The organism is Pantoea osteomyelitidis (assembly GCF_044342975.1).
Classification (GTDB): domain Bacteria; phylum Pseudomonadota; class Gammaproteobacteria; order Enterobacterales; family Enterobacteriaceae; genus Pantoea; species Pantoea osteomyelitidis.
Genome location: NZ_JBGFSN010000011.1, coordinates 37326 through 62787 on the forward strand (window position 1 = coordinate 37326; position 25462 = coordinate 62787).

Sequence of the window (25462 nt, forward strand, 5' to 3'; positions counted from 1 at the left end):
TGAATTCGCACGGATACGGGTGGATTAAAAAGAGTGCGACAGTATAACCCTTTGACCGCACGATGTGCAGCCGGAAATCGGAACGGCCTGTGTGGCGTTGAAAATGGGTTTAGCGGGCCAATCCGCTACGATAAGAAAATCGTATACGATAACAGGCACGGGTTTACCGCTATATTAATCCGCACAAAAATCAGATAAATATCATTCATTATCAGTACATTATTTCATAACCCGCCTCCTGAAGTTTTGTGACCCTGTTCACACCACAGACCCGCTGACCAAAATTAGCGCATTGACACGCACACAATCGTATACGAAATTGCGGTGAAACATTTTTGTTCGGAAAACGATGATGAAAATCGCAATCGCCTACCCCGGCATGAACGCCAGCGACCGCCCGATGGGCCCGGCGCCGCTCTCCGCCGCCGTGCTGCATGAACCCATGCTTTTTATCTCTGGTCAGGTCGCTATCGATCCCTGGAGCGGCGACATTGTCGGCAACGACATCGCCAGCCAGACGCGCCAGGTATTGAAAAATGTCGGCGCCCTGCTGAGCGAGGCGAATATGACGTTCGACAACGTGGTACGCGTCACCCTCTATCTCACCGATCTCAGCACCTTCAACGAGATGAACGCGGCCTACAGCGAGTTTTTCAGCTTCCCCTTTCCGGCGCGCGCCACCGTCGGCATTCAGTTAAACCATCCCGACCTGTTGGTGGAGATGGAAGTCACGGCGATGCGCTGAGGAATCTCCATGCATATTCATATTGAAAATGATGAGACGGCGACGGAGGCCCTGCGTCTGAACAGCGCATATTTGCGCCAGGCGCTGGACGCACATCGGCAACTGTGTGGTCAGTTTACCCTGACGGAGAACAGCGACCCGACCCAGACCGCCGCCTTTCTCGCCAACTGCGACATTCTCTGGGCCGGACGCAAACTGGCGCTGGATCAGTTCGCCACGCCGCGTCTCGGCTGGGTGCAGGTGATGTCGGCTGGCGTGGAGCAGTGGCTGGCCCACTGGCGCAAAGGCATTGCGCTGACTAACGCCTCGGGCGTGCACGGCGAAAAGGGCGCGGAATTTATTCTGATGGCGGCGCTGATGTTCAACTTCGCTATTCCCGGCTTTTTGCAGGATCAGGCGCAGCGCCTGTGGCGACCTACCTTTGGCGGCTGCGCGCGCGGAAAAACGGTAGTGATGCTGGGCGTAGGCGGTATTGGCCGCGCGGCGGCAAAATTGCTCACCGCTCAGGGATACTCAGTGATTGGCGTAACGCGCAGCGGCCAGTGTGATGCGGAAGTCGCCCGCTGCATCGCGATCGACGAGCTGGACAGCGTGCTGCCGCAGGTTGATGTGCTGGTCTCCACCCTGCCGCTGACGCCGCAAACCCATCGGCTGTTCGATCGCCGCCGCCTTGCACTGCTTCCCAAACGGGCGGGCGTGGTGATCGTAGGCCGCGCCGACGTGTTCGATTATCAGGCGCTGCGCGAGCAGCTCAGGGCTGGCGATCTGGCGGGCGCGGTGCTGGATGTTTATCCGCAGGAGCCGCTGCCGGTAGACGATCCGCTCTGGCACACCCCCGGCGTGATCATGACGCCACACTGTAGCCTCGACGACCACAGCGCCTACCTCGATCGCTGTCTTGAGCTGTTTATCGATAACCTGGTGCGTTACCGCAGCGGTCAGGCGTTGCGTAACCAGGTGGATATGCAGCGCGGCTATTAAGCGCTGCGCACACCAGTACGTTCATAAGTCACAAGGTCATCGCTTTCTCATTCACCAGCATCAGGGAACCTTATTATGAAATATGCTCGTCTCGCTTTGTTGTTGTCAGGCATCACCGGCACGCTGCTTGCTGGTCTCTCCAGCGCACAGGCCGCCACCGATCCCATCACGCCTGCCGCCAGCGATTTCGCTGCCATGGCGCAGTGCAAAGCGCTGCAAACCAAATATCCGGCGCTGGTCGGGAAAGAGGTGGTTGTCGGCCTTGGCGGCTATACCAAGGGTTTCGAAGCGCCGTCAGAGAAAGATCCCTCTGTCATTGAAGGGCTTGATCCGTCGCTGTTCGATCGCATCGGCGGCTGCCTCGGCTTTAAGCATACCTATCAGAACGGTTCGTTTAACGTGCTGCTCACCTCTATCACCAACGGTCGCGCCGATATCGGCCCGATGCTTTACGTCACCGACGAGCGTCTAAAGCAGATCGCCTTTGTCGCCTCGGTGCAGGTGCAGGATGGTTCCGTGGTCGCTAAAGGCAACCCGAAGAAAATCAACAGCGTTGACGATCTCTGCGGCAAAACCGTCGCGGCGGCTGCGGGCACTTACGAAGCCAACAAGCTGGTACCGGAGCAGAGCCAGAAGTGTACTGCCGCAGGCAAACCCGAAGTGGGCATGCTGATGGTGCAGAACACCGACAACAGCATTCAGGCGGTGAAAAGCGGCCGTGCTGATGTCTACCTGACCGAAGCGGGTTCAGCGCTTGCTATCGCCAAAGCCGATCCGTCGCTTGCCAGCGCCTTTACCGTTGACCTGCCGATCATGGTGGGTTTCCCGATTGCGAAAGATAACGCCACCCTGCGTAGCGCGGTGCTGGACGCCATGAAGGTGATTCAGCAGAGCGGCGCGCAGAAAAAACTGCTCGATTACTGGGGCCAGGGCAGCAGTGCTGAACGTCCCGCCGTCGCGCGCGGCTGATCCTTTTTTATACCGTCCTGCCGGAGAGCCTGTTGTGGATGAGTTTTTAAAGTATTTAACCCTGCCTTATCTCTGGCAGGGCGCCGTGATCGCAGTTGAACTGCTGGTCGGCGCGTTAGCGGGCGGCATCATTATCGGTTTCTTTCTGGCGCTGGCCAGCACCTCGAAGCACGTTTTTATTCGTCTGCCGGTGCAGATCTACATCTATATCCTGCGCGGCACGCCGGTGCTGCTACAACTGATTTTGCTTTATAACGTGCTGCCGGAATTTGGCCTGCGCTTCAGTCCGTTTGTCAGCGCTCTGCTGGCGCTGATGATCAACGAAACCGCCTTTTGCGCCGAGATCATTCGCGGCGGCATTATGGCGACCGATCGCGACCAGCGCATGGCGGCCCAGGCCTTTGGCTACTCGCGTAGCAAAGAGATGATTCATGTGGTAATCCCGCAGGCGCTACGCGCCATTCTGCCCACCATGGGCAATGAAACCGTGGGCCTGCTGAAATCGACCTCCCTCGCGTCGGTGGTCGGGGTTAACGAGCTGACGATGCGCGGCCAGGCGATTGTTTCGCAGAACTTCCTGTTTATTCCGGTGCTGGTCGCCTCTGGCGGCATCTATATGATCCTCTCCACCCTGCTGGCGGGCGGTCAGTGGTGGCTGGAAAAATTCTACAACCTGGATGAGCGCGCCCGCCGCGCCCGTGCGCGCCTGGCCGCCATGCCGTACAGCACGGCGATTATGCCGATGCACTTGCCGAAGCGCCGTTGGGAAACCCGCAACGCCGCGCCGGTGCTGGAGGTCGATAAGCTGTGCGTGGAGTATGTCGGCAAGCCGGTGCTGAAATCGCTGTCGCTCACCGTGCGGCGCGGCGAAGTGGTGGTGCTGCTGGGCCGCTCCGGCTCCGGCAAAAGCACGCTGCTGAAATCGATTCTGGCGCTGACGCCGCGCTCCTCCGGCCTGATTCAGACCGAAGGGCATTTTATGGGCACCGATGAGCGGGGCCGTCCGCTGGCGCAGCGTCATCTGCCTGCCAACCGCGCCAGATCGGGCATCGGCATCGTATTTCAGCACTTCGCGCTGTTCGATCACCTCTCCGCGCTGGAAAACGTGATGAGCATTCCGCTGCGCGTGCAGGGCGAGCAGCCGGAAATTGCCCGCGGCAAAGCGATACGCGCGCTGAAAATGGTGGGCCTGGAAGATTTCGCCGCCTCGCTGCCCCATGAGCTGTCGGGCGGACAGAAACAGCGCGTGGGCATTGCCCGTGCGCTGGCCGCCGAGCCGCAGGTTCTGCTGTTTGATGAGCCGACCTCCGCGCTGGACCCGGAACTGGTGCGTGAAGTGAACCAGACCATGCGCACCCTGGCGCAGACCGGCATCACCATGATCATCAGTACCCATGACATCGCCTTCGCAGCCGGCGTCGCCGATCGCGTAGTGTTTTTGCAAAACGGCCAGCTGATTGAAGAAGGTCCACCTGCGATTCTGAAGCAGCCCGCGACGCGCGACTTTGCCACCTTTCTTGAACATGAACAGGAAACTCAACATGTCCATGCCTGAACTGCCTTATCAGTTGGAAACCCGCCAGCGGCTGGGCGACGCGCTGTTCCGCTATATGCTGGGTCAGCCTGCCGACGGGCATGGCGACCCGCAGGACGCTAACTTTCAGGCGCTGGCGCGCTGGCGTCTGCTGCCGCGCGTGCTGCAGGGCAACGGCGGCATCGAAACCGGCGTCTCGCTGGGCGGCCAACGCTGGGCCGCGCCGATTGGCGTCGGCGCCTTCGCTGGCGACCAGATTTTTCATCAAGAGGGATTGCTGCCCATCGCCCGCGCCTGCAAGCGTCTGCAACTGCCGCTGGTGATCTCCGAAGAGACGGTCACGCCGCTGGAAGCCATTGGCGATGAATACGATCGCTGCTGGCTGCAGCTGCGCGCCGCTGGCGATACCGGCCGCATTAAATCGTTGATCGCGCAGGCGGCCAACAGCGGCTTCAAAGCGATTGTTCTCACGGTGCTGGCGCCGGTGCATCCGGTAGCAGGCCTGCAACCGGGCGGCTTCTCGGTCGGCGAAGCGCTGAGCAAACGCGGCCTGCGCACCATTGGCGGCAGCGAGCCGGGCGTTGCCCCCCTGCCTGCATTTCCGGTCTGGCGCTGGCAGGAGATCGCCAACGTAGCGGAATTTACCGCCGGGCTGGGCCTGCCGCTGCTGCTGAAAGGAATACTGCATCCTGACGACGCCGCGCTGGCCGAAACGCATGGCGTTAACGGCCTGATCGCCTCAAATATCGGTCTGCGCCAGAGCGCGCGCTGGGCCACGCCGGTGGATCAGTTCCCTGCTTTGCGCGCCGCCACCGCGCTGCCGCTGCTGCTGGATGGCGGCGTGCGCAGCGGCAGCGACGCCGTGGTCGCCCGCTGCCTGGGCGCCGCCCTGTCGCTGAGCGTGCGTCCGGTGATCAGCGCGCTGGTGGCAGGCGGCGAAACCGCCGTCTTTGAGCTGCTTTCGGGCTGGATCAATGAAATCGCCGCCGTCAGCCACTGGTGCGGCGTCAGCGATATGGCGCAGCTTAATCCCGCTTTTCTCATTGAGGTGTCCGCATGACGCATCGCTTAACACTCAATCAGGGCGACAGCAGCGAATCCCGTATCTATTACTGCGCCCACTATCTTGCTGACAGGCTGGGCTTTTTCGCTGAGCAGGATCTGGTGATCAGCTTTATCACCAGCGAGTCCGGCGGCCATACCATTCAGGGCGGACAGGTGCCTGCGGTGATCAACCGCGAAGCGGATCTGACGCTGGGCGGTCCAATGGTAGTCATGAAAAATTATCAGGAGAAGGGGCCGGAACTGCGCTGCTTCTGCGCGTCGGTGGCGGCCAATCCCTGGTTTCTGGCAGCCGCACAGGCGAAGCCCGATTTTCAGCTGGCCGACCTGCGCGACAAACGCGTGATTGACGTGGGCAATGTCGGCACCGCCACGCTCACTTTTCGCTGGCTGCTGCGTCAGCACGGACTGGCGGAAGCGGTAACGCTGCTGCCCGGCAGCGGCGATGAGGATCGGGACTATGCCACGGTCGCCGCTGGCGATGCCGATTACGCCCTGCATTCGATGCACGCGCTGGCTCCGGCCATCGCCAACGGCATGTTGCACAGCGTCGCCAGCCTGGCGGAACCCTGCGGCAATGTGCCCTGGAGCGCCTATATCGCCCGCGCGGATGTGATGCAGGAGAAATCCGCCGCCTTTGCCGCCTTTACGCGCGCCATCGCCCAGGCGCTGCGCTGGCTACAGCAGCATGACGCGCTGGACGTCGCCGAACAGATCCAGTCGCGCTATCCCGGCTACGCGCTGGCTGCGCTGGTTACTGGCATTGCGGCTTATCAGCAGGCGCAGGTCTTCGCGCCGCAAACCCTGATCCCCCGCGCGGAGTTTGACCATTTCCGCCAGCTGCTGAGCGACATCGGCTGGCTTGATCCTTCTCTGCCGGTGCCTTACACGGCGCTGGTAACCCATCCAGGAGAGACGGCATGAAAACGCTGATTATTAACGGTCTGGTTGTTACCGAACAGGGCGAGCAGCCGGTCGACCTGCTGATCGACAACGGCAAAATCGCCGCCCTGCTGACGCGCGGCGCGCTGCGCCCGGCAGTGGACGACGTGATCGACGCCAGCGGCCTGATCGTGGTGCCCGGCGCGATTGACGTGCACACCCACTTTACCGGCTCGCACGATTTTCCCGAGCAAGAGCTGCGTGAAGGGACGCGCGGCGCGGCGGCGCACGGCGTCACCACGATTGTCGAGATGCCGCACTCACTGCCGCCCGCCACCACGCTGGATCGCTTCGTCGCTAAGCGCAGCTGGCTGGAACGCAACTGTTCGGTGGATTTCGCCATGTGGGCAGGGCTTGACGGCAATAATGTCGATCAGCTCGCCGCGTTAGATAAAGAAGGCGCTATCGCCTTTAAAGCTTTTCTCTGTAGCGGCGCGCCCAACGGTGAAGCCACGGATGAGAAAGGCCTGCCGCGCCTGGATGACGACGGCCTGCTGCGCGCGATGCGCGAGCTGGCGACCTTTGACGGACTGATTGGCGTCCATGCGGAAAACCACGACATTCTGATCGGCGCGGGCAGCGAGCTGCGCCAGGCCGGACGTAAAGATACGCGCGCCCACGCGCTGGCTGGCCCGGAGATTGCCGAGATTGAAGCGGTTGGCCGCGTGCTGGCGATTGCGCGCGAGACCGGCGCGCGCTGCCATATCGTTCATGTCAGTTCCGCACGCGCCGCTGAGACCATTATTGCCGCCAGGGCTGAGGTCCGCGCTACCTTCGAAACCTGTCCACATTATCTGATCCTCGACGAGGACGATCTGGTGCGTATCGGGCCGAACGCCCGCTGTGGCCCGCCGATTCGTCCCCGTCCGGTAGTGGATGCGTTATGGCAAGTGCTGGAGCGCGGCGGGATCGACATGATCGCCTCCGATCACTGCCCCTACACCCCGGAGCAGAAGCTTGCCGGGCTTGAAAGTATCTGGGACGCAGGCATGGGCCTGACCGGCGTGGAGACGCTGAGTCCGATGTTCTTCAGCGAGGCGCACAGCAAACGCGGTATGCCGCTGCGTGAATTTGCCCGTATGACCGCCAGCGGACCGGCGCACGCCTTTGGACTCTGGGGTCGGAAAGGCGCTATCGCCCTGGGTTTCGATGCCGATCTGGTGTTTTACGATGCGAATATCGAATGGCGCGTCGAAGGCGCGAAATTCCAGGGGCTGGGCAAATGGAGCGCATTTGAAGGCATGACCTGTCAGGGTAAAGTGGTGCGCACATTGATTCGTGGCGTCACGGTTTACAACGATGATCGGATGCAGGTTGAACCCGGCTTCGGTGAGTTCGTGACACGACAGGCATAACCAGGACAACAACATGGCAGGAAAGTCGACATCGCTGGCGAGCCGCGCAGGCAAAAAGAGAAACGCCAACGCGCCGCTCGCGCAGGATGATAACGCATCGCAGGAATGGAGCACCGCCCGGCCGCGCACGCTGGTGGATCACGCGGTAGACGCTATTCTTGCCGCCGCCTCGCGCGGACTTATTTTACCCGGCGACCGCATTGCAGAACCCGATCTGGTGGCGCGCCTCGGCATGAGCCGCGTACCGATCCGTGAAGCGCTGCGCATTCTGGAAAGCCAGGGCATCGTCACCAGCGAACCTTATAAAGGGATCCGCCTGATGGAAATCTCCCATCAGCGACTGGAGCAGATTATCGACGTGCGCATCCCGCTGGAGACGCTGGCCTGCCGCCGCGCCATCGAGGCGGGCAGGAACGGCGCGCCGCAGCTCACAAAGCTCTATCAGGCCGTGGCCGACATGCAGACCATGATGCAGCGCGACGACGTTTACGGCTTCGCCTCAGCGGATACCGCCTTTCACCGCACGCTTTGCAGCTTTGCTCATAACCCGGTGCTCAGCAATTTGTGGGAGTCGATCGCTCGTCAGCTCACGGTGATTTTCGGTCTTTCCACCATGGGCAAATCGATGAGCGACATCATTGAGGAGCATCAGAGGCTGGTGAACGTCTTTGCTGAAGGGGATATCGCCAAAATTTCCGACGAGATTGAGCAGCACATCCGCATTCAGGCGCTGGATGTGGATTACGAAACCATTATTGCGCAGCGCCGCCAGCAACGCTCCTCCGCCGGTTGATGCTGTTGATTACGCCTTTAATACCAGGAAAACCACGATGAAAATCACCAATGTTGAAGCCTTTTACCTGCGGCTTCCCGTGATAGAACAGCGCACCGACAGCTCTCAGGACGCGCTGCTGATCAAAATCAGTACCGATGCCGGTGTTGTCGGCTGGGGCGAGGTGGACGGCAGCCCGTACGTTACCAAAGCGATTATCGAAGCGCCCTATTCTCACACCATGGTCACCGGCCTGAAGTCGCTGCTGATCGGCGAAAACCCGCTGGAAACCACCCGGTTGTGGAAGAAAATGCATCGCGCGACTATCTATTACGGCCGCAGCGGCGCGGTATTGCAGGCGATGGCGGGAATTGATATCGCGCTGTGGGATATCAAGGGCAAAGCGCTGGGCAAACCGATCGTTGAGCTGCTGGGCGGCGCGATGCGTGACAAGATGCGCGTCTACTCCTCCAACATGTTCCAGTTCAGCGTTGAGGAGACGGTAGCGCGCGCGCGTCACGCCATCGATACCGGTCATACCGGCGTGAAGTTTGGCTGGGAGCCGTTCGGTACCGACGAGGCGCAGGATCTGCGTTATCTGGACGCGCTGCGTCATGCTATGGGCGACGATATCGATCTGATGCTGGATGTGGGTCACGTCTGGGACGCCAAAACCACCATCCGCCGCAGCCAGCGCTATGAACACCTTAACCTGTTCTGGATTGAAGAGCCGCTGCACCCGGATAACTATGCCGGTTATGGTCAGGTTTCCGCAGCCTGCCAGCAGCATATCGCCGCCGGCGAGCAGGAGTGTTCGGTAGTGGGCTTTGAGCGCCTGATTGATCAAGGCGGCATTGATATCGTGCAGATCGATTTGACGCGCACCGGCTTTACGCAGGCGATGGAGATCGCCAGCTATGCCCACAGCCGTGGCCGTAAAGTGTGCAACCACAACTTCACCACCGATATTAATACCGCTGCCTCGCTGCACTTCCTCTGCGCCATTGAGAATGCGCTGGTGATGGAGTATTGCGTTGAGCCAGGCGAAATCAGCCGTTCGCTGGCGCAGAACCCGGTGCGTATCGCCGAAGGTTACGCCTGGCTGCCCTCCGAGCCTGGCCTGGGCGTCACGCCGAACGAGGCGGTGATCGAGAAGTTCCTGGTCAGGGATTGAGGTTTTAGCCGGGACGCAGCACTGTTCTTCTCCCAACGCCATCCTGAGGGGAAGAATCAGTGCTTAATTTTTACTAATTCTTGCTGCGTGAGTCCGGTCGTTTCCATAATGATAATCGGATCAACGCCTTTTTTGAGCATGGCTTGCGCAATTTTCAGCCGGGCTATCTGTTCGCCCTCAGCCTTCCCTTGCTGCCTCAGTCTTTCTGCAATAGTCATAAAGGTCTCCTCATACTGCGGTAAGCGGCGGGCCAACGCCTGTAAAAAGGCCTGTGGCCGAGCCGTATCGCCGGTTTGCACAGCCCAGTTTAACAGTGCGTCGCGCTGCTCAGGCGTATTCATTTTAGCCTGCAACAGCTCAACTATCTTATCCTCCAGCACGGCCAGATCGCGAATGAAAATATGCTTAAACATCAGCTCCAACAGAGCCATGCTGCCATGCTTCATTATCTCATCATCAGACATGGCGCCAACGTCAATCAGCGGAAAACTGCGGGTATAGAGCTGACGAGCACGCTCGGGATCGCTGAACAGATCGAGCCAGTTCATCGGCGCACGCCACAGCGAGGCGCGACCGTGGCAAAACAGCAGTGGCACCACCAGCGGCAGATGCGCATGACCGGCGTCCAGATGACGTTGCATCGCGGCGATAGCGTAACGCATCAGCCGGAAGGCCATATGTTTATCCCCACTGCTCTGATGCTCAATCAGCGTATAGATATAGCCGTCGCCGTCTGTTGTTTTCAGCGAATATAATATATCGGCAAAATAAGGGCGCAGATCCTCTTCCAGAAAAGAGCCTGACTCTAACTGGAGCGTGTCAAGGTTACACACCTCAAGCAGCGCTGGCGGCAGATGACAGGTGAGAAATTCCCGCGCCGTGGGCGGATGGGTAAGAAAGGTTTTAAACAGTCCGTCATGGGGCGTGGGCGAAGCGCAATTATTCATCATCATCCCTGAATGAAAATAGAACCCGCGCACCTTAGCACAGCCAAAACAGAAAAAAATTAGCGGACCCGCTTACCCGTTCAGCTAACGTTTCCGGTGCTGACCGGGGTTCAACATAAACGCTTCCCGCGCGGAAAAGTTGTTGGCGCGGCGTTGTCTGACTACCCTTTTCCCCCAGGACGCATTACGCCACGGGGAAGCTATGCCGCAAAAAATAAGCTGGATCGATAACTTACGCGCCGTCGCCTGCATGATGGTGATCATGATCCACACCACCACCTGGTACATCACCGGCCCGGAAGCCGTAAGCGGAATCCGCTGGGATCTCGCCAATCTGCTCAACTCGGCGTCACGCGTCTGCGTGCCGCTCTTTTTCATGATCTCCGGCTACTTGTTTTTTGGCGAACGCAGCGCGCAGAAGCGCCATTTTCTGCGCATCGTGCTCTGTTTGCTGTTTTATAGCGCCGTGTCGCTGGTCTATATCGCCTGGCTGACGCCGATAAGCGAAGGACGATCGCTGTTGAAGCTGCTGCAAAAACCGGTGTTCTACCATCTGTGGTTCTTCTTCGCCATTATCGGCATCTATCTGCTTTCGCCAGTGATTCAGGTGAAAGCGGTACGCGCACGCTATGTAGCCGTTCTGGTGCTGGTGCTGGCGGTGCTGGCGAATCCCAATACTGTGAGCCAGTCGCTTGGCCCGTTTCACTGGCTGCCAGTGAATCTTTATGTCAGCGGCGACAGCTTTTATTACGTGCTCTATGCGCTGCTGGGTCGCGCTATCGGAACCATGGAGACGGAAAGGCGTGGCGTGACGATGCTGGCGGGAATCGCTTTTGTCGCCTGCATGGCGGGTATCGCGATGGGTACAAAGCAGGAGCTGAAGGCAAACGGCGCGTTTTCCGATACCTGGTACCTTTACTGCGGCCCGCTGGTGTTTATTGCCGCCATCAGCCTGCTGCTGCTGTTTAAGAACTGCCTGAATCAGCGCCCGCTGCCGGTGCTGGCAACCCTTTCCCGCTATTCACTGCCGATTTATGGCTTTCATGCGTTGTTTATCCACTTTTTACGCACCCGTCATCTGGACGATATGACGCAGCCGCTGCTCGATCTGCCCTGGGTATTTGGCGTGACCTTAGGCGGCAGTTTGTTGCTGGCGATGTTGCTTCAACGCGTGGATAAGCATCATCTGGTGAGCTGAGAATGCCGGCGTTGGCGGGTAAAGAGGGTAGGTTTGGGATGCGAGCCAGGTAATCAGAAAGTTACCGCCGCGTCCCAAAACGTGCGAAGCGGATATAAAATCAGAATTCGCGTTTTACAATGATGTAGCCGTTGAAGCGGAGCGAGCACTCCTCATCATTAATCAATACAGAACCGAGCAAAACATTATGCTTGCCCGCTTTGTTCACATAATCATATTTAATGATTAAATTTGTGGGATTGCTTTCTGAATAAATTTCAGCCAGTTCATTAAGTTTCATATCTGCTAAGACAGGCTCTTTTGTATCTTCTTTTGCAAAAAAGTTTGCCATTTGTTCCGTGACTTTTTCTCTTTTAAGTAAAGTCATTTCGGTCTTATCAAGAACAATGTCGCTTTCCTGTACTCCGAAGTCTTCAACCATCGCATCAGTCATACTGACGCCTACGCTTCGGTTAATATCCATACAGGAGTGCGGTTGGAGTTGCGCTTTTGCCTGAAAAGCGAAAAATAAAAAAATCAAAAATTTATTCATGTAACAGTTAACTCCTTGGCTCTGCTTTTTACAATTTTTTCTCGGTATTTTCGAATAAAAATAATACAACCGTTTGATGCTGTCCCGTCTATATTATCTCCATGTATCAGAAACCCCGATCGCCCGCACATCCTGTTATCAGGATGAGGGGTAAGACGCAAAACATAAGCCCCGGTCGTCGGGTGTTTAGTGATGGGATCGCTGATAAGATATTTCCCACGCGGCAACGGCCCTTTATTAATCACACACTCCTGTTCCGGATCGTCTTTATAACCCTGTGCTCCTGCATATTTCGCCTTGAATTGAAATAAGCCATCTCTTTCGAACTTTCTTGTTTTGACATTATAAAACCAAGCCATTTCTGATATCTCCATGATTATGGCGCTTTACTTTATAAAAAATACAAGCTCGGTTCATCTTCACACTTAACCTCTTCAGGGAAGGACATTAACTCAGAATTCACGTTTTACGATGATGTAGCCGTTGAAGCGGAGCGAGCACTCTGCATCGCTAACTACCACGGAACCCAGTAAAATATTACGTTTATTCTCCTTGTTAAAATATTCATATTTTATAATCAAATTTTTCGGATTATCTTCCTTATAAATTTCTTTAAGGCTATTAAGTTTCACATGCTCCAGACCAGGGTCTTTTTTATCTTCTTGTGCAAAAAAGAGCGCCATTTTTTCCGTGACATTTTCTCTCTCAAGCAAAGTCATTTTTGTTTTCTCAAGCAGAATGTCACTTTCCTGTAAACCGAAATCTTCAACCATCGCATCAGTCATACTGACGCCTACGCTTCGGTTAATATCCATGCATGAGTCCGGTTCGAGTTGCGCTTTAACCTGAGAAACAAGCAGACAACTTAAAAATAACGACTTCAGAAAAAAAATCATCTTATTATAAGTTCCTTATCAGCACTATCTACAATTTCTTTTCTAAACTTACGTAGTAGAACAATACAGCCTTTCGATGCGGTACCGTCTTTATTGTCTCCATGTATCAGAAATCCCGATCGCCCACACATCCTGTTATCAGGATGAGGGGTAAGGCGTAAAACATAAGCCCCGGCCGTCGGGTGTTTAGTGATGGGATCGCTGATAAGATATTTCCCACGCGGCAAGGGGCCTTTATTGATGACACATTACCGTTCCGGGTCGTCTTTATAACCCGGCGCGCCTGCATATTTTGCCTTAAACCGAAACTCGCCATCTTTTTCAAACTTCCTGGTTTTTACGTTATAAAACCAGGTCATTTCTGATATCTCCATGACTATTGCTCTTTAAATTATAAAAATACAAATCCGGCTCGTATTTACACTTAACCTCTTCAGGGAAGGACATTAACTCAGAATTCGCGTTTTACGACGATGTAGCCGTTGTATCTTACCGAGCATTCCGTGTCGTTAATCAGCAAAGAGCCAAGCAAGATATTATGTTTACCTGCTCTGTTCTGATAATCGTATCGAATAATCAAATTCTTCGGATTAAAATCACTGTAAATTTCAGCTAATTCCTGTAGGTTAAGGCCAGCCAAGATCGAATCCTTTTTATCTTCTTTCGCAAAAAAAAGAGCCATTGGTGCTGTGACATTTTCCTGAGCAACTAATGTCATTTTGGTTTTTTCCAACACGATATCGCTCTCCTGCAATCCGAAATCTTCAACCATCGCGTCGGTCATACTGACCCCTAAGCTCAACTCTATATCCATGCAGTCATCAGCAGTTAAGCTTGCCCTTGCCGGAAAGGCAGCGCAGCATATTAATAAAAATGAAATCAACCAATATTTCATTTGATGACTAACTCCTTATCGCCACTTTCAGCAATGATTTTTCTGAATCTCGGATGTAGAATAATACACCCTTTCGAAGCTGTTCCTTTACCGTTTCCTCCATGTATCAGAAATCCCGATCGCCCACACATCCTGTTATCAGGATGAGGGGTAAGGCGTAAAACATAAGCCCCGGCCGTCGGGTGTTTAGTGATGGGATCGCTGATAAGATATTTCCCACGCGGCAAAGGGCCTTTATTGATGACACATTGCCGTTCCGGGTCGTCTTTATAACCCGGCGCGCCTGCATATTTTGCCTTAAACCGAAACGCGCCATCTTTTTCAAACTTCCTGGTTTTTACGTTATAAAACCAGGTCATTTCTGATATCTCCATGACTATTGCTCTTTGAATTATAAAAATACAAATCCGGCTCGTATTTACACTTAACCTCTTCAGGTAAAGACATTTACTCAGAATTCGCGTTTTACGATGATGTAGCCGTTGTATCTGATTGTACATTCCCCTTCGCTAATGAAATGGGAACTGAGCAGAACATTGTGCTTACCCGCTTTATTGACGTAATCAAATTTAATAATTAAGTTTGTCGGATTATCCATAGTGTAGCTTTCCATCAAGTCTTTAAGCGACAGGTCAGCTAAAGCAGGATCTTTTTTGTCTTGTAAAGCGAAATAGAGTGCCATTGGCTTTGTGACTTTTTCCTGAAAGACCAGGGACATTTTAGTTTGCTCCAGCACAATATCGTTCTCTTCTAAGCCAAAATCACTTACCATCGCGTCAGTCACGTTGATACCAACGCTTCGCTCGATATCTATGCAATCATCCGCTGTTAATTTTGCGTTCACTGTAAAAACAATCGACAACGGGATGACTAGCGAAAATAATTTATATTTCATTTAACAACCAACTCCTTGTCACCACTTTGTGCGATTCGTCTCCTGTATTGAATATTCAGAATAATGCATCCTTTAGAAGCCGTCCCGTTGCTGTTTCCTCCATGTATCAGAAATCCCGATCGCCCACACATCTTGTTATCAGGATGAGAGGTAAGGCGTAAAACATAAGCCCCGGCCGTCGGATGTTTAGGTATGGGATCGCTGATAAGATATTTCCCACGCGGCAACGGCCCTTTGTTGATGACACATTCCTGTTCTGGTTCGTCTTTATAACCCGGCGCGCCTGCATACTCTGCCTTAAACTGAAACGCGCCATCTTTTTCAAACTTCCTTGTTTTTACATGATAGAACCAGGTCATTTCTGATATTCCTTATCTTAAACAATAACAGACGAGCTTATTCTTCCCGCTGATTAATAATAGGCCACTTCCATTTTTTGGATTTTTTCGATTATTGACAGAAGAGATATACTTTACAGAGGGGCATTTTAAATTGGTTGATGAAGATCAAGACTGACCGAAATCCATCATAATTCTATTATTAATCGTTCATTTAATACGAAACGCTAAAACATTAAATAACTCACCAAACCGAGTATTAAATAATAATAAGCAAAATATTCGATCTTAAGTAAATTTTATCTGGTGAGCAGATCCTCCCAGCGCTGACGGGCGCGTCTGAACTGACGTGCGGAAGAGAAACCCGCCGCCAGTGCCGCCTTTTCTGCCCCCTCGCCCTGCTGTAGCCGCTGACGTGCAATGCCAAGCCGCAGTTGTTCATGATATTCGCGCACGCTGATGCCGAGATGCTGGCGAAACAGCCGGGCCAGATGGCGCGGGCTGACGTGCACGCGTCCGGCGAGATCCATCAGCGACCACGCATTTTCCGGCTGGGCGATCATCGCATCCTGCGCACGATGAATAGCCGGATGCAGATGATTACGATAGCGCAGCCAGGGAGAAAGTTGCGGAGCGTCGCCGGAACGCCGAAACCAGACCACCATTTCCCGCGCGACCTCAAGCGCCGTCTGCGCGCCGCACAGGCGATTAATCAGGTGCAGAGATAAATCGATGCCTGCGGTGATGCCTGCACTGGTCCAGATGCCGCGATCTTCGACGAACACGCGGTTATCTTTCACCAGTGCGGCAGGTGCAGCCGTTTTCAGGCGTGCCAGCACCTCATGATGGGTAGTGCACTGCACGCCGTTGAGCAGACCAGCACGAGCCGCCAGCAGCGCGCCTGAACAGACACAAATCAGCGTGATCTGCTGCGCGTGAATCAGCGGTTGCTGGCGTTCCAGCCAGCGACGCGCCGCTTCCGCCTGCGGCGTGTTGTAGCAGACGCGGGAATCATGTACGCCGGGCACCACAAGAAGGCTGCCCGGCGGCAGGGTTTCCGGCAGCGGCTCGATGGCGCTGATGGTCATTTCCGTAGAACTGATGACGCTGGGCTGTGGGCCGATATAGCGCAGGCGAAACTTATCCCCCGCCAGCTTCAGCGTTTCCGCCGGGCCGGTCAGATCCAGCGCCATCACACCCGGCATCGTTAAAAACCAGACGATTTGCGACATCATGTTCTCCTCAACGCGCGCTTTCCTCATTTATTAAACCGCTAATGGAGCCAGCGCTTGCAGACACGCATCCACGCTCTTGATGGTTGCAAATCGGTTAGCCAGAACGATCTCGGTGCGGTGATGCAGATCCGCGCTGCTCAGCGTAATCCCCTTCCAGCTCATGGGAAAGGTCATTGTCGCTTCACTGACAAAGGTCACGTTAAACCCTAAATCGGACGCGACGCGCGCGGTGGTTTCACAGCACTGCTCGGTGCGAATGCCGCTGATAATCAGATGGTTAATCTGCTGATCCTGTAGCCAGGCGAGCAGGCCCGATTCGGTCAGCGCATTGTGCACATGCTTATGCACGCTGTGTGTCGCCTGATGGTTCAGGAACGGCATCCTCGCCACCAGGCCCGACGCCAGGGAAAAGGGGCCATCCGGCTCGACGTGAAACACATCCACTACCGGCACGCCCTGCTGCTGGCAGCCCGCAATCAGCTGGCTGAGCTTCTGTTTAAACTGCGGATAATCTTCTTCCTGCCAGTAATCGCGGTGGAAGAAAGATTGCTGCACATCGATAACCAGTAACGCTGATTTTGACATTTTGGGCCTCCTCACAGGATGGGTATAACGCCATAATGGTGCGCTTCACACCCATAGAGAAGGCCAATTTGGGACATCACGCTGACGATGCAGGACAGGTTGTCTCCGCCATAATGCCTGCCAGCTGCTGATACAGGCGTGCAAAGATCGCCCGCTGCCTCTGATAATGCTGATATCGCTCAGGATCGGGCTGATGACGCTGTTCCAGCGGCAACGGCGGTAGTAAGGTTTCCGCCGCAACCTCGGGCTGTAACGCCATCTGCGCCAGCCGCGCCGCGCCCAATGCCGGGCCGATGTCGCCGCCGGTAGAGTAATCAAGCGTCTGCCCGCTGATATCGGCCAGCATCTGACGCCAGTATGCGCTGCGCGCGCCGCCGCCAATCAGCATAATGCTGTGCGGCGTCACGCCGCAGGCATGGACCGCATCGATTCCCTGCGCCAGCGCATAGCCCACGCCCTCCAGCACCGCCTGCGCCAGTTCAGGCCGACCATGCTGATGGGTAAAGCCGAAAAACACCCCTTTCGCGTCGGGATTATTGTGCGGGGTGCGTTCGCCGGAAAGATAGGGTAAAAACCAGAGCGGCGGCGCATCCGCCTGCGCCTGCGCGGCTTCCGCCAGCAATTGCGGCACGTCGTCGCAGCCGGTGAGTTTAGCAGCCCAGTCCAGACAGGAGGCGGCGCTCAGCATGACCGACATCAGATGCCAGCGTGCAGGGAGCGCATGACAAAAACTGTGCACCGCACTCTCCGGGTTGCTGAGAAAACCGTCGCTTACCAGGAAATAGACGCCGGACGTGCCGAGCGACAACATTCCCTGACCTGGATTGATCATACCGACGCCCACCGCGCCAGCGGCATTATCGCCACCGCCTGCCACCACCGGTACCGCTTTCATCCCCCAGCGCGCCGCGACGGCGTCTGTCAGCCTGCCGGTTATAGCGTTGCCTTCATACAGCGCGGGCATCTGGTCGCGGCTCAGGCCGCAGGCCGCCAGCAAGCTATCGTTCCAGTCGCGCTGCGCCACGTCCAGCCACAGGGTGCCGGCGGCGTCGGACATATCGCTGGCGAAAACGCCGGTGAGCCGCCAGCGCAGATAATCCTTCGGCAGTAATACCTTTTCGATGCGGGCGAACACCTCAGGCTCGTGCTGCTTTACCCACAGCAGCTTCGGCGCCGTAAAGCCCGGCATCATCAGATTGCCGGTGATCAGGCGAGCGTCAGGCACCTGCTGCTCAAGCTGACGGCACTGTTCGGCGCTGCGGCCATCGTTCCATAAAATAGCCGGACGCAGCACGCGGTTTTCGCCGTCCAGCAGCGTGGCGCCGTGCATCTGTCCGCTCAGGCCAATCGCCTCTACCTCGCTCAGATTATGCTGCGCGGCCAGCGCGCATAAGGCGCTGTCCGTCGCCTGCCACCAGCTTTCCGGATCCTGCTCGCTCCACAAGGGGCGGGGCCTTGATACGCTGAGCTTTTCCGTCTGGCTGGCGATGACGCTGCCCTGCTTATCCAGCAATACTACCTTTACGCCTGAGGTGCCGAGATCGATGCCGATAACCATGCGCCCGCTCCTGTTGTTTTAACGATCAAAGAGATAATTATTCACCAGATTTTCCAGCAGCTCCTGACGCCCGCTCTGATGTTCAGGATTGAAATCCTGCTGCATGGCGTGATTCGCCAGCGACGCCAGAGTAAATTCGCCCTGCAAGATCTGCTGGCCAAATTCGCTGTTCCAGCCGCTGTAGCGTTGCGCCACGCGCTTATCCAGCTCGCCATCTTCAATCATGCGCACCGCCACTTTCAACGCCAGCGCCATGGTATCCATGGCGCCGATATGTCCATAGAAAAGATCGTATTTGTCGGTGCTCTGGCGACGCACTTTCGCGTCGAAGTTCAGCCCGCCGGTGGTGAATCCGCCCGCTTTGATAATCTCATACATCACCAGCGCATTCTCTTCGACGCTATTAGGAAATTGATCGGTATCCCACCCCAGCTGCATATCGCCGCGGTTGGCATCGACCGAGCCGAAAATGCCCAGCGCAATGGCAGTAGCGATCTCGTGGTGAAAAGAGTGTCCCGCCAGGGTGGCGTGATTCGCCTCAACGTTGACCTTGATCTCTTTCTCCAGCCCGAACTGCTTCAGGAAGCCGTAGACCGTGGCGACGTCGTAATCATATTGATGTTTGGTCGGCTCCTGCGGTTTCGGCTCAATCAGCAAAGTACCCTGAAAGCCGATGCGGTGCTTATGCTCCACCACCATCTGCATAAAACGGCCAATCTGCTCGCGTTCCTGACGCAGATCGGTGTTAAGCAGCGTTTCATAGCCTTCGCGTCCGCCCCAGAGCACATAGTTCTCGCCGCCCAGCTTGCGCGTCGCCTCCATCGCTGTGGTGACCTGAGTCGCAGCCCAGGCGAAAACCTCAGGATCGGGGCTGGTGGCGGCGCCAGCGCCGTAGCGCGGATGGGTAAAGCAGTTAGCGGTACCCCACAGCAGCTTCACGCCGCTCTCCTGCTGTTTGGCCAGCAGCACATCGCTCATGATGGCAAAGTTTTCCCGGTACGCCTGTAATGTCGCGCCCTCCGGCGAGACATCGATATCGTGAAAACAGTAGTAGGGCACGTTCAGCTTATGAAAAAACTCAAACGCCACGTCAGCCTTGAGTCTGGCTCGCTCCAGCGCCTCGCCAGGCTGCTGCCAGGGACGCTTGAACGCCCCCACGCCAAACATATCGGAGCCGTTCCAGCAGAAGCTATGCCAGTAGCAGGCGGCGAAACGCAGGTGCTGCGCCATGGTTTTCCCCAGCAGAACCTCGTCCGGGTTGTAGTGGCGAAAGGCCAACGGATTGCGGCTTTGCGGCCCTTCGTAACGAACGCGTTCCAGCTCGGTGAAATAAGCGTGCATGTCTGACTCCTTAAGAAAGCAATGTTTTTGCAAATGGTGCTGGCATTCTGGAAGCAGGAAAAGCGCGGCTCAATTACGATATTTCACAGCACGGTTAACAGAATTATTAAATGTGGCGGCGATCGCAAAATAGCCGTGAAAAATTTACGCACTTTCTCGTAACCTTTTGAAAAGCGGCCAGGCGATTTCGAAAAAATATCGATCGCCATCATAGTTTCGACAATAAACAAAAAATCGTAATCGCAAGAACAAAATCGATAATTGATGTTTGCCCTGGCTGAGGACAACAATTCATCGGCCTGACATCGTGCTTAAAGCAATTACCTCAACCTACAGGGCATCAATATGAAAAAGAGCTTCACACTTCTGGCCGCCTGCGCGGCGGTCGCGATGGCGCTGTTCAGTCACGGCGCAGCGGCCAAAGAGGTCAAAATCGGCATGGCGATTGACGATCTGCGCCTGGAGCGCTGGCAGAAAGACCGCGACATTTTTGTGAAAAAAGCGGAATCCATGGGGGCATCCGTATTTGTTCAGTCGGCGAACGGAAATGAAGAGACCCAGATGTCGCAGATTGAAAATATGATCAACCGCGGCGTTGATGTGCTGGTGATTATTCCCTACAACGGCCAGGTATTAAGTAACGTTATTAAAGAGGCGAAGCAGGAAGGAATAAAAGTGCTGGCCTATGACCGCATGATAAATAACGCCGATATTGATTTTTACGTCTCCTTCGATAATGAAAAAGTGGGCGAGTTGCAGGCCGCCAGCCTGGTTAAGCAGGTGCCTCAGGGTAATTACTTTTTAATGGGCGGATCGCCGGTAGACAATAATGCCCGTCTGTTCCGCGCCGGGCAGATGAAGGTGCTGAAGCCTTACATCGACGACGGTAAGATCAAGGTGGTAGGCGACCAATGGGTCGATGCCTGGCTGCCGGAAAATGCGCTGAAAATCATGGAAAATGCGCTAACGGCCAATAAAAACAACATCAATGCGGTGGTCGCCTCCAACGATGCTACGGCTGGCGGCGCGATTCAGGCGCTTTCGGCGCAGGGACTGGCGGGCAAAGTGGCGATTTCCGGCCAGGATGCCGATCTCGCCGCCATCAAGCGCCTGATGAACGGCACGCAAACCATGACGGTCTATAAACCGATCAGCAAGCTGGCCGATGAAGCCGCGAAAATTGCCGTCGAGCTGGGAAATGACCAACAGCCTGCCTCCAACGCCAAATTGAACAATGGCCTGAAAGAGGTGCCCGCCTGGCTGTTAAATCCCATCGCGGTAGATAAGTCCAACATTGACAGCACCATTATCGCCGACGGCTTCCACAAGAAAAGCGAACTCTGATGATGACGCCGCCCTGCCAGCAGGCAAGGCGGTTAATGTGATTCACCGTGGAGGTCAGGATGGCGGCACTGTTGGAAATGCACCAGATCACCAAACACTTCGGCGCGGTAAAAGCGCTGGATGGCGTCAGCCTGCAGCTTGAGGCGGGCGAAGTCATGTCGCTGTGCGGCGAGAACGGCTCGGGAAAGTCGACGCTGATGAAAATTCTGTGCGGGCTTTATCCCACAGGCGACTATCAGGGCGAAATTCGTTTCGCGGGCGAACCGCTGCGCCCGGTTACGCTGCGTGATACCGAGCGCAAGGGCATTGTGATTATCCATCAGGAACTGGCGCTGGTGCGCCAGCTGACGGTCATGCAGAACATTTTTCTCGGCGGCGAAATCACCCGCTACGGCGCGGTGGATGATGAAGCGATGGCGCTTCGCTGCCAGACGCTGCTGGCGCAGGTGAAGTTGAACATCTCGCCGGATACGCGCGTCAGCGAGCTGGGCCTGGGCCAGCAGCAGCTGGTGGAGATCGCACGCGCGCTGAACAAGCAGGTACGACTGTTGATTCTGGATGAACCCACCTCGTCCCTTACCGGGCAGGAGACCGAGACCCTGCTGGGGATTATTCGCAATCTGCGCGAGCACGGCATCGCCTGCATCTACATCTCACATAAGCTGAACGAGGTAAAGGCGATTTCCGACAGCGTCTGCGTTATCCGCGACGGCAGGCACATCGCCACGCGTTCTGCCGCTCAGCTGCGGGAAGAGGAGATCATCACCCTGATGGTGGGCCGCGAGCTGGCGGCGCTCTATCCGCGGGAACCGCACCCGATCGGTGATGAGGTGCTGCGCGTGGAACACCTGACGGCATGGCATCCGGTGAAGCGCGACCTGCAACGGGTAAAAGATGTCTCCTTCTCGCTGCGTCGGGGAGAAATATTGGGTATCGCTGGCCTGGTCGGCGCCGGACGCACAGAAATGGTGGAGTGCCTGGCGGGCGTCTGGCAAGGACGCTGGCAGGGCAGCATTTTTATCAGCGGTCAGCCGGTGCGACTGCGCGACTGCCGGGAAGCGATCGCGCACGGCATCGCCATGGTGCCGGAGGATCGCAAAAAAGATGGCATCGTGCCGCTAATGGGCGTGGGTAAAAATATCACGCTCGCCGCGCTGGCGGATTTCAGCGGCCGCGCCTCGGTGCTGGATGAAGCGGCGGAGCAAAAAGCAATTCTCGACGCGATTGTCCGCTTACGGGTAAAAACCGCTTCGCCCGAGTTGGCCATTGGTCGCCTGAGCGGAGGCAATCAGCAAAAAGCCATTCTGGCGAAATGCCTGCTGCTTAATCCGCAAATTCTTATCCTCGACGAACCGACGCGCGGCATTGATATCGGCGCGCGCTTTGAAATTTATAAGCTTATCAACCAGCTGGTGCGGCAGGGTATCGCGGTGATCGTTATCTCCTCTGAACTGCCGGAAGTGCTGGGGTTGAGCGATCGCGTACTGGTGATGCATGAAGGACGCATTAAAGCCAACTTGCCTAATAACCAACTGACTCAGGAACAGGTTATGGAAGCCGCCCTGCGGAGCGAACATTATGCTTGAATCTCAATCCACTGAACCCACGCCATTACGCGCCAGCGGCGGCGGCGCGCCCGGCAAGCTGCGCCTGATGAACCTTCAGGTACTGGTGATGCTGGCGGCGATCGCCCTGATTCTGCTGTTTTTTACCTGGATGACCGACGGCGCCTATCTCAGCGCCCGTAACGTCTCTAACCTGCTGCGCCAGACCGCCATTACCGGCATTCTCGCTGTCGGCATGGTGTTTGTGATTATCTCCGCCGAGATCGATCTCTCCGTTGGCTCCATGATGGGGCTGCTGGGAGGCGCGGCGGCGATCTTTGATGTCTGGCTCGGCTGGCCGCTGCCGCTCACCATCGTGGTAACGCTGCTGCTGGGTTTGCTGCTGGGCGCGTGGAACGGCTGGTGGGTGGCCTATCGCAAGGTACCCTCGTTTATCGTGACGCTCGCCGGAATGCTCGCCTTTCGCGGCATTCTGATTGGCATCACTGATGGCACCACGGTCGCGCCGACCAGCGCGGCGATGTCGCAAATTGGTCAGAGCTATCTGCCCGACGGCATCGGTTTCGGCTTTGGTTTTGTCGGACTCTGTCTGTTTGTGGCCTGGCAGTGGCGCATCCGGCTGCGTCGCCAGCGCCTCGGCCTGCCCCAGACGGCGGCGAGCGGCGCCGCAGGACGTCAGGCACTCACTGCCGTGCTGGTGCTGGGCGCCATCTGGCTGTTGAATGATTATCGCGGCGTGCCGACGCCGGTTCTGCTGCTGGCTCTGCTGCTGCTGGCGGGCATATTTATGGCGACGCGCACGGCGTTTGGCCGCCGCATCTACGCCATCGGCGGAAACCTGGACGCCGCACGCCTTTCCGGCATCAATGTGGCGCGCACCAAACTGGCGGTTTTCGCCATTAATGGCCTGATGGTGGCAGTGGCCGGGCTGATCCTGAGTTCACGTCTCGGCGCGGGTTCCCCTTCAGCAGGCAACATCGCCGAGCTGGACGCTATTGCCGCCTGCGTCATTGGCGGCACCAGCCTGGCAGGCGGCGTGGGCAGCGTGGCGGGGGCGGTAATGGGCGCCTTTATTATGGCCTCGCTGGACAACGGGATGAGCATGATGGATGTGCCCACTTTCTGGCAGTACATCGTAAAAGGCGCCATTTTGCTGCTCGCCGTCTGGATGGATTCCGCAACGCGTCGGCGAGCGTAACGTCGACGTGATCACAAGGCGTAGCAATGGATTTTTGTCCACTGAATCATTGTGCTATCAGTGGACATCTTGCCTTTCAGGATAAGCGATCATGTTGCAGAAACGGTTTCGTATCACGTTATTGTTTAATGCCAACAAGGTGTATGACCGCCAGGTAGTTGAAGGCGTGGGCGAGTATTTGCAGGCCTCGCAAACGGACTGGGATATTTTTATCGAAGAGGATTTTCGTTGCCGTATCGATAATATTCGCGAGTGGCTCGGGGATGGCGTTATCGCTGACTATGACGATTTGGCGATTGAGGATTTACTGAACAAAGTCAATGTGCCGATCGTCGGCGTCGGCGGTTCTTATCACCACGAAGCGGATTATCCCGGCGTGCATTACATCGCCACCGATAACTTTGCGCTGGTAGAGAGCGCTTTTCTTCATCTGAAAGAGAAAGGACTACAGCGCTTCGCCTTCTACGGCTTGCCGGTATCCAGTGGTAAACGCTGGGCGCAGGAGCGTGAACATGCCTTTCGTCAACTGGTTGCGCAGGAGCGTTATCAGGGCGTGGTGTATCAGGGAGTGGAAACCGCGCCGGAAAACTGGCAGCACGCGCAAAACCGTCTGGCCGACTGGCTGCAAACCCTGCCGCAGAACACCGGTATTATCGCCGTTACCGATGCGCGTGCGCGTCACCTGCTACAGGTGTGTGAGCATCTGAAAATTCCGGTGCCGGAGAAGCTATGCGTTATTGGTATTGATAATGAAGAGCTGACGCGTTATCTGTCACGTACCGCGCTCTCTTCCGTTGCTCAGGGTACGCGCCAGATGGGGTATCAGGCGGCGAAGCTGCTGCATCGTCTGCTGGGTAATGAACCCATGGCATTGCAGCGCATTCTGGTGCCGCCGGTAAAGGTGATCGCGCGCCGCTCCACCGATTACCGTTCTCTGCGTGACCCGGCGGTGATTCAGGCGATGCATTTTATCCGTTTTCACGCCTGCAAGGGCATCAAAGTAGAACAGGTGCTGGATGCGGTCGGCATGTCACGCTCCAATCTGGAAAAACGCTTCAAGGATGAGACGGGCGAAACCATTCACGCCATGATTCACAGCGAAAAGCTGGAACGGGCGCGCGGCCTGCTGGTTTCTACTTCGCTTGCCATCAACGAAATCTCCCAAATGTGCGGCTATCCGTCGCTACAGTATTTCTATTCGGTGTTTCGACGTAGCTACGGCAGCACGCCAAAAAGCTATCGTGATCGATTCGGCGAAGTAATGGTTTAAGGCCGTGGCGGCAGGGATAAAGGTCGCTTCTGAAAGCAATTGCGACCTTTTAGTCCAGCCCAATATGAAAATAAATTTTCATATTTTATTGATGACTGATATCCATGGTCTTTCCTTCGTAATCTTCGCAC

General features: G+C 55.9%; 27 protein-coding genes. 14 read left to right on the plus strand and 13 right to left on the minus strand.

Annotation, left to right across the window (positions count from 1 at the left end; translation table 11 throughout):
- Positions 1-352 precede the first annotated feature (352 nt).
- The 9 genes from ABU178_RS18425 (at position 353) to ABU178_RS18465 (ending at position 9534) form a co-directional block, all read left to right on the plus strand.
- The gene (locus ABU178_RS18425) at positions 353-745 is read left to right on the plus strand and encodes a RidA family protein (protein WP_397217885.1); all 393 of its coding nucleotides are present in this window, start codon (positions 353-355) and stop codon (positions 743-745) included.
- A gap of 9 nt (positions 746-754) precedes the next feature.
- Positions 755-1726 (plus strand): D-2-hydroxyacid dehydrogenase, encoded by a 972-nt coding sequence (locus ABU178_RS18430; RefSeq protein WP_397217619.1) that lies wholly within the window; start codon positions 755-757, stop codon positions 1724-1726.
- Positions 1727-1801: 75 nt separating this feature from the next.
- The gene (locus ABU178_RS18435; protein WP_397217621.1) at positions 1802-2695 is read left to right on the plus strand and encodes a transporter substrate-binding domain-containing protein; all 894 of its coding nucleotides are present in this window, start codon (positions 1802-1804) and stop codon (positions 2693-2695) included.
- A gap of 34 nt (positions 2696-2729) precedes the next feature.
- Positions 2730-4250 carry an amino acid ABC transporter permease/ATP-binding protein gene (locus ABU178_RS18440; RefSeq protein ID WP_397217623.1) on the plus strand — a complete coding sequence of 507 codons (1521 nt, stop codon included), beginning with the start codon at positions 2730-2732 and terminating at the stop codon, positions 4248-4250.
- Positions 4237-5289 (plus strand): alpha-hydroxy acid oxidase, encoded by a 1053-nt coding sequence (locus ABU178_RS18445; RefSeq protein ID WP_397217625.1) that lies wholly within the window; start codon positions 4237-4239, stop codon positions 5287-5289. Before ABU178_RS18440 ends, ABU178_RS18445 begins: the two co-directional genes overlap by 14 nt.
- On the plus strand, positions 5286-6215 hold the full coding sequence (locus ABU178_RS18450) for an ABC transporter substrate-binding protein (RefSeq protein WP_397217627.1): 930 nt from the start codon (positions 5286-5288) through the stop codon (positions 6213-6215). Before ABU178_RS18445 ends, ABU178_RS18450 begins: the two co-directional genes overlap by 4 nt.
- Positions 6212-7588, plus strand: a complete 1377-nt coding sequence (gene allB, locus ABU178_RS18455) for an allantoinase AllB (protein ID WP_397217629.1) — start codon at positions 6212-6214, stop codon at positions 7586-7588. The genes ABU178_RS18450 and allB overlap by 4 nt, the downstream gene beginning before the upstream one ends.
- 13 nt (positions 7589-7601) lie before the next feature.
- A complete protein-coding gene (locus ABU178_RS18460) occupies positions 7602-8381 on the plus strand; it encodes a GntR family transcriptional regulator (RefSeq protein WP_397217631.1) in 780 nt (259 codons plus the stop codon).
- 37 nt (positions 8382-8418) lie between these two features.
- Positions 8419-9534: a mandelate racemase/muconate lactonizing enzyme family protein gene (locus ABU178_RS18465; protein ID WP_397217633.1), complete on the plus strand. Its 1116-nt coding sequence runs from the start codon at positions 8419-8421 to the stop codon at positions 9532-9534.
- Between the two features lie 56 nt (positions 9535-9590).
- Here ABU178_RS18465 and ABU178_RS18470 read toward each other — a convergent pair whose 3' ends face one another.
- Entirely contained in the window at positions 9591-10481 is an 891-nt protein-coding gene (locus ABU178_RS18470) for an Rpn family recombination-promoting nuclease/putative transposase (RefSeq protein WP_397217635.1), read from the minus strand.
- A gap of 202 nt (positions 10482-10683) precedes the next feature.
- On the opposite strand from ABU178_RS18470, the gene ABU178_RS18475 reads away from it, so the two are divergent.
- A complete protein-coding gene (locus tag ABU178_RS18475) occupies positions 10684-11679 on the plus strand; it encodes an acyltransferase (protein WP_397217637.1) in 996 nt (331 codons plus the stop codon).
- A 100-nt stretch (positions 11680-11779) separates the two neighbouring features.
- Here the strand turns inward: ABU178_RS18475 and ABU178_RS18480 are convergent, their stop codons facing one another.
- The 12 genes from ABU178_RS18480 to xylA all read right to left on the minus strand — a co-directional run bounded on the left by ABU178_RS18480 (position 11780) and on the right by xylA (position 19954).
- Positions 11780-12211, minus strand: a complete 432-nt coding sequence (locus tag ABU178_RS18480; protein ID WP_397217639.1) for a hypothetical protein — start codon at positions 12209-12211, stop codon at positions 11780-11782.
- Positions 12208-12570, minus strand: coding sequence for a tlde1 domain-containing protein (locus ABU178_RS18485; protein WP_397217641.1), 363 nt, complete (start codon positions 12568-12570; stop codon positions 12208-12210). Before ABU178_RS18485 ends, ABU178_RS18480 begins: the two co-directional genes overlap by 4 nt.
- Positions 12571-12663: 93 nt before the next feature.
- Positions 12664-13026: a hypothetical protein gene (locus ABU178_RS18490; protein WP_397217643.1), complete on the minus strand. Its 363-nt coding sequence runs from the start codon at positions 13024-13026 to the stop codon at positions 12664-12666.
- A gap of 77 nt (positions 13027-13103) precedes the next feature.
- Positions 13104-13349: a tlde1 domain-containing protein gene (locus ABU178_RS18495; protein WP_397217887.1), complete on the minus strand. Its 246-nt coding sequence runs from the start codon at positions 13347-13349 to the stop codon at positions 13104-13106.
- A 209-nt stretch (positions 13350-13558) separates the two neighbouring features.
- Positions 13559-14002 carry a hypothetical protein gene (locus tag ABU178_RS18500; protein WP_397217644.1) on the minus strand — a complete coding sequence of 148 codons (444 nt, stop codon included), beginning with the start codon at positions 14000-14002 and terminating at the stop codon, positions 13559-13561.
- A complete protein-coding gene (locus ABU178_RS18505) occupies positions 13999-14361 on the minus strand; it encodes a tlde1 domain-containing protein (RefSeq protein ID WP_397217646.1) in 363 nt (120 codons plus the stop codon). The genes ABU178_RS18500 and ABU178_RS18505 overlap by 4 nt, the downstream gene beginning before the upstream one ends.
- Positions 14362-14453: 92 nt before the next feature.
- Positions 14454-14897, minus strand: a complete 444-nt coding sequence (locus ABU178_RS18510; protein WP_397217648.1) for a hypothetical protein — start codon at positions 14895-14897, stop codon at positions 14454-14456.
- On the minus strand, positions 14894-15256 hold the full coding sequence (locus ABU178_RS18515) for a tlde1 domain-containing protein (RefSeq protein WP_397217650.1): 363 nt from the start codon (positions 15254-15256) through the stop codon (positions 14894-14896). The genes ABU178_RS18510 and ABU178_RS18515 overlap by 4 nt, the downstream gene beginning before the upstream one ends.
- A 278-nt stretch (positions 15257-15534) precedes the next feature.
- Positions 15535-16467: a GlxA family transcriptional regulator gene (locus ABU178_RS18520; protein WP_397217652.1), complete on the minus strand. Its 933-nt coding sequence runs from the start codon at positions 16465-16467 to the stop codon at positions 15535-15537.
- A gap of 33 nt (positions 16468-16500) precedes the next feature.
- Positions 16501-17055, minus strand: coding sequence for an isochorismatase family protein (locus ABU178_RS18525; protein ID WP_397217654.1), 555 nt, complete (start codon positions 17053-17055; stop codon positions 16501-16503).
- A gap of 76 nt (positions 17056-17131) precedes the next feature.
- Positions 17132-18613 carry a xylulokinase gene (gene xylB, locus ABU178_RS18530; protein ID WP_397217656.1) on the minus strand — a complete coding sequence of 494 codons (1482 nt, stop codon included), beginning with the start codon at positions 18611-18613 and terminating at the stop codon, positions 17132-17134.
- A gap of 18 nt (positions 18614-18631) precedes the next feature.
- Positions 18632-19954 (minus strand): xylose isomerase, encoded by a 1323-nt coding sequence (gene xylA / locus ABU178_RS18535; protein WP_397217658.1) that lies wholly within the window; start codon positions 19952-19954, stop codon positions 18632-18634.
- Positions 19955-20299: 345 nt separating this feature from the next.
- On the opposite strand from xylA, the gene xylF reads away from it, so the two are divergent.
- The 4 genes from xylF (at position 20300) to xylR (ending at position 25331) form a co-directional block, all read left to right on the plus strand.
- On the plus strand, positions 20300-21298 hold the full coding sequence (gene xylF / locus ABU178_RS18540; RefSeq protein WP_397217660.1) for a D-xylose ABC transporter substrate-binding protein: 999 nt from the start codon (positions 20300-20302) through the stop codon (positions 21296-21298).
- A 59-nt stretch (positions 21299-21357) separates the two neighbouring features.
- A complete protein-coding gene (locus tag ABU178_RS18545) occupies positions 21358-22884 on the plus strand; it encodes a xylose ABC transporter ATP-binding protein (RefSeq protein WP_397217662.1) in 1527 nt (508 codons plus the stop codon).
- Complete coding sequence (gene xylH, locus ABU178_RS18550; RefSeq protein ID WP_397217664.1) at positions 22877-24061, plus strand: xylose ABC transporter permease XylH; 1185 nt, start codon at positions 22877-22879, stop codon at positions 24059-24061. The genes ABU178_RS18545 and xylH overlap by 8 nt, the downstream gene beginning before the upstream one ends.
- 91 nt (positions 24062-24152) lie before the next feature.
- Positions 24153-25331 carry a D-xylose utilization transcriptional activator XylR gene (gene xylR, locus ABU178_RS18555; RefSeq protein WP_397217667.1) on the plus strand — a complete coding sequence of 393 codons (1179 nt, stop codon included), beginning with the start codon at positions 24153-24155 and terminating at the stop codon, positions 25329-25331.
- The last annotated feature ends 131 nt before the right edge of the window (positions 25332-25462 follow it).

What these genes read in the sequence shown, in the direction of transcription:
- ABU178_RS18520 (WP_397217652.1), bottom strand. Translation starts at nt 16,467, where the DNA reads ATGTCGCAAATCGTCTGGTTTTTAACGATGCCGGGTGTGATGGCGCTG.
- allB (WP_397217629.1), top strand. Translation starts at nt 6,212, where the DNA reads ATGAAAACGCTGATTATTAACGGTCTGGTTGTTACCGAACAGGGCGAG.
- ABU178_RS18445 (WP_397217625.1), top strand. Translation starts at nt 4,237, where the DNA reads ATGTCCATGCCTGAACTGCCTTATCAGTTGGAAACCCGCCAGCGGCTG.
- ABU178_RS18505 (WP_397217646.1), bottom strand. Translation starts at nt 14,361, where the DNA reads ATGACCTGGTTTTATAACGTAAAAACCAGGAAGTTTGAAAAAGATGGC.
- ABU178_RS18475 (WP_397217637.1), top strand. Translation starts at nt 10,684, where the DNA reads ATGCCGCAAAAAATAAGCTGGATCGATAACTTACGCGCCGTCGCCTGC.
- xylB (WP_397217656.1), bottom strand. Translation starts at nt 18,613, where the DNA reads ATGGTTATCGGCATCGATCTCGGCACCTCAGGCGTAAAGGTAGTATTG.
- xylF (WP_397217660.1), top strand. Translation starts at nt 20,300, where the DNA reads ATGAAAAAGAGCTTCACACTTCTGGCCGCCTGCGCGGCGGTCGCGATG.
- ABU178_RS18485 (WP_397217641.1), bottom strand. Translation starts at nt 12,570, where the DNA reads ATGGCTTGGTTTTATAATGTCAAAACAAGAAAGTTCGAAAGAGATGGC.
- ABU178_RS18435 (WP_397217621.1), top strand. Translation starts at nt 1,802, where the DNA reads ATGAAATATGCTCGTCTCGCTTTGTTGTTGTCAGGCATCACCGGCACG.
- xylH (WP_397217664.1), top strand. Translation starts at nt 22,877, where the DNA reads ATGCTTGAATCTCAATCCACTGAACCCACGCCATTACGCGCCAGCGGC.
- ABU178_RS18430 (WP_397217619.1), top strand. Translation starts at nt 755, where the DNA reads ATGCATATTCATATTGAAAATGATGAGACGGCGACGGAGGCCCTGCGT.
- ABU178_RS18480 (WP_397217639.1), bottom strand. Translation starts at nt 12,211, where the DNA reads ATGAATAAATTTTTGATTTTTTTATTTTTCGCTTTTCAGGCAAAAGCG.
- ABU178_RS18515 (WP_397217650.1), bottom strand. Translation starts at nt 15,256, where the DNA reads ATGACCTGGTTCTATCATGTAAAAACAAGGAAGTTTGAAAAAGATGGC.
- ABU178_RS18460 (WP_397217631.1), top strand. Translation starts at nt 7,602, where the DNA reads ATGGCAGGAAAGTCGACATCGCTGGCGAGCCGCGCAGGCAAAAAGAGA.
- ABU178_RS18510 (WP_397217648.1), bottom strand. Translation starts at nt 14,897, where the DNA reads ATGAAATATAAATTATTTTCGCTAGTCATCCCGTTGTCGATTGTTTTT.
- ABU178_RS18525 (WP_397217654.1), bottom strand. Translation starts at nt 17,055, where the DNA reads ATGTCAAAATCAGCGTTACTGGTTATCGATGTGCAGCAATCTTTCTTC.
- ABU178_RS18425 (WP_397217885.1), top strand. Translation starts at nt 353, where the DNA reads ATGAAAATCGCAATCGCCTACCCCGGCATGAACGCCAGCGACCGCCCG.
- xylR (WP_397217667.1), top strand. Translation starts at nt 24,153, where the DNA reads ATGTTGCAGAAACGGTTTCGTATCACGTTATTGTTTAATGCCAACAAG.
- ABU178_RS18490 (WP_397217643.1), bottom strand. Translation starts at nt 13,026, where the DNA reads ATGGATATTAACCGAAGCGTAGGCGTCAGTATGACTGATGCGATGGTT.
- ABU178_RS18465 (WP_397217633.1), top strand. Translation starts at nt 8,419, where the DNA reads ATGAAAATCACCAATGTTGAAGCCTTTTACCTGCGGCTTCCCGTGATA.
- ABU178_RS18500 (WP_397217644.1), bottom strand. Translation starts at nt 14,002, where the DNA reads ATGAAATATTGGTTGATTTCATTTTTATTAATATGCTGCGCTGCCTTT.
- ABU178_RS18470 (WP_397217635.1), bottom strand. Translation starts at nt 10,481, where the DNA reads ATGAATAATTGCGCTTCGCCCACGCCCCATGACGGACTGTTTAAAACC.
- xylA (WP_397217658.1), bottom strand. Translation starts at nt 19,954, where the DNA reads ATGCACGCTTATTTCACCGAGCTGGAACGCGTTCGTTACGAAGGGCCG.
- ABU178_RS18545 (WP_397217662.1), top strand. Translation starts at nt 21,358, where the DNA reads ATGGCGGCACTGTTGGAAATGCACCAGATCACCAAACACTTCGGCGCG.
- ABU178_RS18450 (WP_397217627.1), top strand. Translation starts at nt 5,286, where the DNA reads ATGACGCATCGCTTAACACTCAATCAGGGCGACAGCAGCGAATCCCGT.